At 68.4% G+C, this 3,812-nt stretch carries 4 protein-coding genes and 1 tRNA gene; 3 read left to right on the forward strand and 2 right to left on the reverse strand.

All coding sequences use genetic code 11. The features are described from left to right. Nucleotides 1-607: 607 nt before the first annotated feature. Together MOQ72_RS43950 and MOQ72_RS43955 are read right to left on the reverse strand one after the other, a co-directional pair. Nucleotides 608-692, reverse strand: a tRNA-Ser gene (locus MOQ72_RS43950). A gap of 49 nt (nucleotides 693-741) precedes the next feature. Then, nucleotides 742-1,218: a MarR family winged helix-turn-helix transcriptional regulator gene (locus tag MOQ72_RS43955; RefSeq protein WP_242192003.1), complete on the reverse strand. Its 477-nt coding sequence runs from the start codon at nucleotides 1,216-1,218 to the stop codon at nucleotides 742-744. Nucleotides 1,219-1,317: 99 nt separating this feature from the next. On the opposite strand from MOQ72_RS43955, the gene MOQ72_RS43960 reads away from it, so the two are divergent. The 3 genes from MOQ72_RS43960 to MOQ72_RS43970 are packed head-to-tail and all read left to right on the forward strand — an operon-like array spanning nucleotide 1,318 to nucleotide 3,525. Then, nucleotides 1,318-1,791 (forward strand): MarR family winged helix-turn-helix transcriptional regulator, encoded by a 474-nt coding sequence (locus MOQ72_RS43960; RefSeq protein ID WP_242192004.1) that lies wholly within the window; start codon nucleotides 1,318-1,320, stop codon nucleotides 1,789-1,791. After that, entirely contained in the window at nucleotides 1,775-2,758 is a 984-nt protein-coding gene (locus MOQ72_RS43965; RefSeq protein WP_242192005.1) for an ABC transporter ATP-binding protein, read from the forward strand. The genes MOQ72_RS43960 and MOQ72_RS43965 overlap by 17 nt, the downstream gene beginning before the upstream one ends. Then, entirely contained in the window at nucleotides 2,755-3,525 is a 771-nt protein-coding gene (locus MOQ72_RS43970) for an ABC transporter permease (RefSeq protein ID WP_242192006.1), read from the forward strand. The genes MOQ72_RS43965 and MOQ72_RS43970 overlap by 4 nt, the downstream gene beginning before the upstream one ends. The last annotated feature ends 287 nt before the right edge of the window (nucleotides 3,526-3,812 follow it).

A 3,812-nucleotide genomic window follows, 5' to 3' on the forward strand; every position in this document is an offset into this window, starting at 1 on the left:
ATGATCACTCACGGCCATGCCCGTCCTACTCCACCACCCACGCCAAGATCAGCAACCCCGCCTACCGCCGGAGCCTCAGCCAGCCATGCCCACTGCTGCGGCCGCCGAACCCAGGAACCGCCGCCGGGTGAGTCCTTCCATCGCCTCAAGGTCTCCCTCATCTGTAGGAATAACAGGCCGGGCAGACTGCACAGGGCGCTGGTGAAGGGCATCGGACGGCCTGGCATCCGCGAGGCGAGGGGGCGGCAAACGTTCCCCCATTCAGCGCATGCAGGCGCAGGTTCTGTCTTATTTGGTTAGCTTTGCTCGTTTCTTGCAGCAGGTCAGTGCCAGCGGGGCACACCCGCAGCTCATCATCGAAACAACCGGATGATTCGCGTGCATGGCGCGATGACATGGCACGGCAGGACTCGAATCTTCGACACCTGCCTCCGGAGGGCAGTGCTGGAACGTCTTTGACCAGGTTGGTGAGACCTTGTGGGAGAAGCCGAAGAAAACCGCGCCGGAAGCGTCGGAATAAGGACAACAGAGACCGAAAATGAGACCAGCGCGAGCGCGGTCCGGTGGACGAAGATTCCACCGAGCCCTGTTCGTGCTGGTCAAGGAGCGGAAGCGGGGGGATTCGAACCCCCGGTCGGTCTCCCGACGCTCGCTTTCAAGGCGAGTGCATTCGGCCGCTCTGCCACGCTTCCACGCCGCAGCGTAGCCAACCGGCCCCCATCGTCCGGCAGGCGGTCCCGGTCAGTCGAGGTCTCTCAGGCGGGTTGTCAGCCTTCCGAAGATCCCGGCCAACGCCTTCAGCTCGTCCGGTTCCAGGTGGTCGATCATGTGCTCCCGGACGCCCGCGACGTGCGTTCGGGCCGCCTCCTGGAGTTTTGCCAGGCCCTGCTCGGTGAGGACCGCGAGGACTCCGCGGCCGTCGCTGGGGCAATCCACGCGGCGCACCAGTTCGGCCGCTTCCAGGCGGCGGATCTGGTGCGAGATGCGGCTCTTGGAGTGCGCGATCTCGTTGGCGAGTTCGCTCATCCGCATCTGCTGTTGGGGCTGCTCGGACAGGCGGACCAGGATTTCGTAGTCCGCCATCGACAGGCCGTGGGCGAGCTGCAGTTCTCGGTTTAGCCGGTATTCCAGCAGGGCGCTGCCGACGATGTAGGCGCGCCAGGACGCCATCTCGCAGTCACCCAGCCAATTCGTTCGCTGCTCGGTCACCTCGGTCACTCAGTCAGGTTACCGGGCGTTTCCCTGGGCTGGCGGCGCTTCGGGGCGGCTCGAAAATAATTTGGCACCTAACCATTCCCCGCGCGTATTGTTGGCCTCATGCCCGGCTTCCTGGAACAAGATCCGCGGCGGATGCCGCTGAGTCGGCTGGTCGGGTTGACCGGTCGGCGGCTGTCGCACCACTGGGAGCAGGCCGTGGCGCGGAGCACCGATCTGAGCCGGACCGCGATGATCGCGCTCACCTCGATCGACGAGCAGGACGGCCAAACGCACCGCGAAGTCGCCCAGCGCTGCTGGGTGCGCCCCGCGACGCTGACCCCGGTCATCGACGCGCTGGAGTCCGACGGGCTGCTCACCCGGCGACGCGATCCGACCGACCGGCGCGTTGTTCGGCTGAGCATCACCTCGGCGGGTCGGGAGGCGCTCAACGCCGCGTGGCAGGGGGTGCGCGCGGAGTTCCGACGGATCGAGCCGGACACCAGTCCCGAGCAGGAGGCCCTGGTCCGGCAGTACCTGCTCGCGCTGCTGAGCGGACTGAACGAGAAAGAAGGCGGATGTGACCACAGCGGTTGAAGTGACCGACCTGGTCAAGCGGTATCCCAAGAGCCGAACCAACGCGGTGGACGGACTCAGTTTCCAGGTGGCCGCCGGGGAGATCTTCGGGCTGCTCGGCCCGAACGGCGCTGGCAAGACCACCACCGTCGGCATCCTGACCACCAGGGTGCTGTTGACCAGCGGATCGGCCCGAGTCGCCGGAGTCGACGTGGCCGCCGACCCGGTCGGGGCGCGCAGCAAGGTGGCCGTCGTGCCGCAGCGGGTGAACCTGGACCGCTCGTTGAACGCGCGGCAGAACCTGATCTGGCACGCGGCCTACCACGGCGTCGCGCGCAGCGAGCGGCAGCGCCTGGCCGACGAGCTGCTGGACCGGATGGGCTTGGCGGACAAGGCGAAAGCCCGCGTCGACGACCTCTCCGGCGGGCAGTCGCAGCGGCTGATGATCGCCCGCGCCCTGATCCACCGACCCGAGGTGCTGTTCCTCGACGAGCCGTCCACCGGGCTCGACCCGCAGGCCCGGCTGTTCGTCCACGACCGGATCAACGACCTGCGCGCCGAGGGCGTGACCATCGTGCTCACCACGCACGACATGGACGAGGCGGCGAAGCTGTCCGATCGGGTCGGCGTCGTCGACCACGGCAAGCTGCTGACGCTGGACACCCCGGAGGCGCTGATCAAGTCGTTGCCCGGCAGCGGCACGGTGGACGCCACGCTGCGACCCAACGGCTACGACCCCAGCAAGGTCGCCGACCTCTTGTCCAATGTGGATGGTGTCCAGCGGGTCGAGCAGATCGGGTCGAGCACCGCGCCGGACGGAAACGCCGAACTGCGCCTGCGGCTGTACGTGGGCGACGAACCCGCCGCGCTGCTCGGGCCGGTTGCGCAAACCCTGCACGAACAGCGGGTTTCGGTCAGCGACCTGTCACTGGGCTCGGCGACCCTGGAGGACGTCTTCATCGACCTGACGGGAAGGGAACTGCGATGAGTCCGGTCCGCGCGTTCACCGCGGTGCTCAGCCGCGACGTCTTCGTGACGGGGCGCGAATTGCCCAGCTTCCTGGCGCAGGTGCTGGTGCAGCCGGTTGCGCTGCTGTTCATCTTCGGCAAGGTGCTCAGCGAGCTCGGCTACGCGCAGCCCGGTTATGCGCAGATCCTGCTGCCCGGCATGATCGCGCTCAACGCGTTCCTGGTGTCGTTGCAGAACACGTCCTTCCCGCTGGTGCTGGACTTCTCGTTCTCGCGGGAGATCGAGGACCGGTTGCTGGCACCGATGCCGATCAGCTGGGTCGCGGTGGAGAAGATGCTCTTCGGCGCGCTGCGCGGGCTGTTCGCGGCGGTGCTGATGGTGCCGCTCGGGATGTGGATGCTCGGCGAGATCAACTGGAACCTGGACGGTCTGGCCTTCGCCCTGCTGTGCATGGTGCTGGGTTCGCTGTCCGGTGCGGCTGTCGGGATGACGGTGGGTGCCGCGGTGCCGCCGCGGCGCATCAACATCATGTTCGCGGTGATCCTGGCGCCGCTGATGTTCACCGGCGCGACCCAGTTCCCGTGGGCGCAGCTGGACCACCTCCGGTGGTTCCAGGTGTTGTGCGCGATCAACCCGCTGACCTACGTCAGCGAAGGCATGCGCGGAGCCCTGCTCCCGGACGTCCCGCACATGCCAGCCTGGGTCTGCGTGCTGGCCCTGCTGATCGCCACGGTGGTCTTCGGAACCCTCGGCATCAAGTTCTTCCTCCGCCGCGCCCTGGACTGATCAGGTGTCGCGGGGTGGCGGGCGTGCCGATTTCGCGCGAAATCGCCCGCACCACCCCGTCTCCGGCCCGCGACATCAGCCCCCCCGCCCGGGGGGGGGGGGGGGGGGGCGCCCCGCCCCCCCCCCCCCCCGGGGGGGGGGGGGGGGGGTGCCCTTTTCCGCCAAAACCCCCCCCCACCCCCGGGCCCCCGCCCCCCCATACCCCCCCGGGGGCGGGGGGGGGGTTTGCGGCCCCGCCCGGCCACACCCCCAGTCCGGGGCCGTGCGTGCTCGACCGGGCTCCGGCC

It is taken from the genome of Saccharopolyspora soli (assembly GCF_022678645.1).
Classification (GTDB): Bacteria; Actinomycetota; Actinomycetes; order Mycobacteriales; family Pseudonocardiaceae; genus Saccharopolyspora; species Saccharopolyspora soli.

Bases quoted from the DNA above. Each gene is read 5' to 3' on its own strand.
- MOQ72_RS43960 (WP_242192004.1), top strand. From the start codon at position 1,318: ATGCCCGGCTTCCTGGAACAAGATCCGCGGCGGATGCCGCTGAGTCGG.
- MOQ72_RS43970 (WP_242192006.1), top strand. From the start codon at position 2,755: ATGAGTCCGGTCCGCGCGTTCACCGCGGTGCTCAGCCGCGACGTCTTC.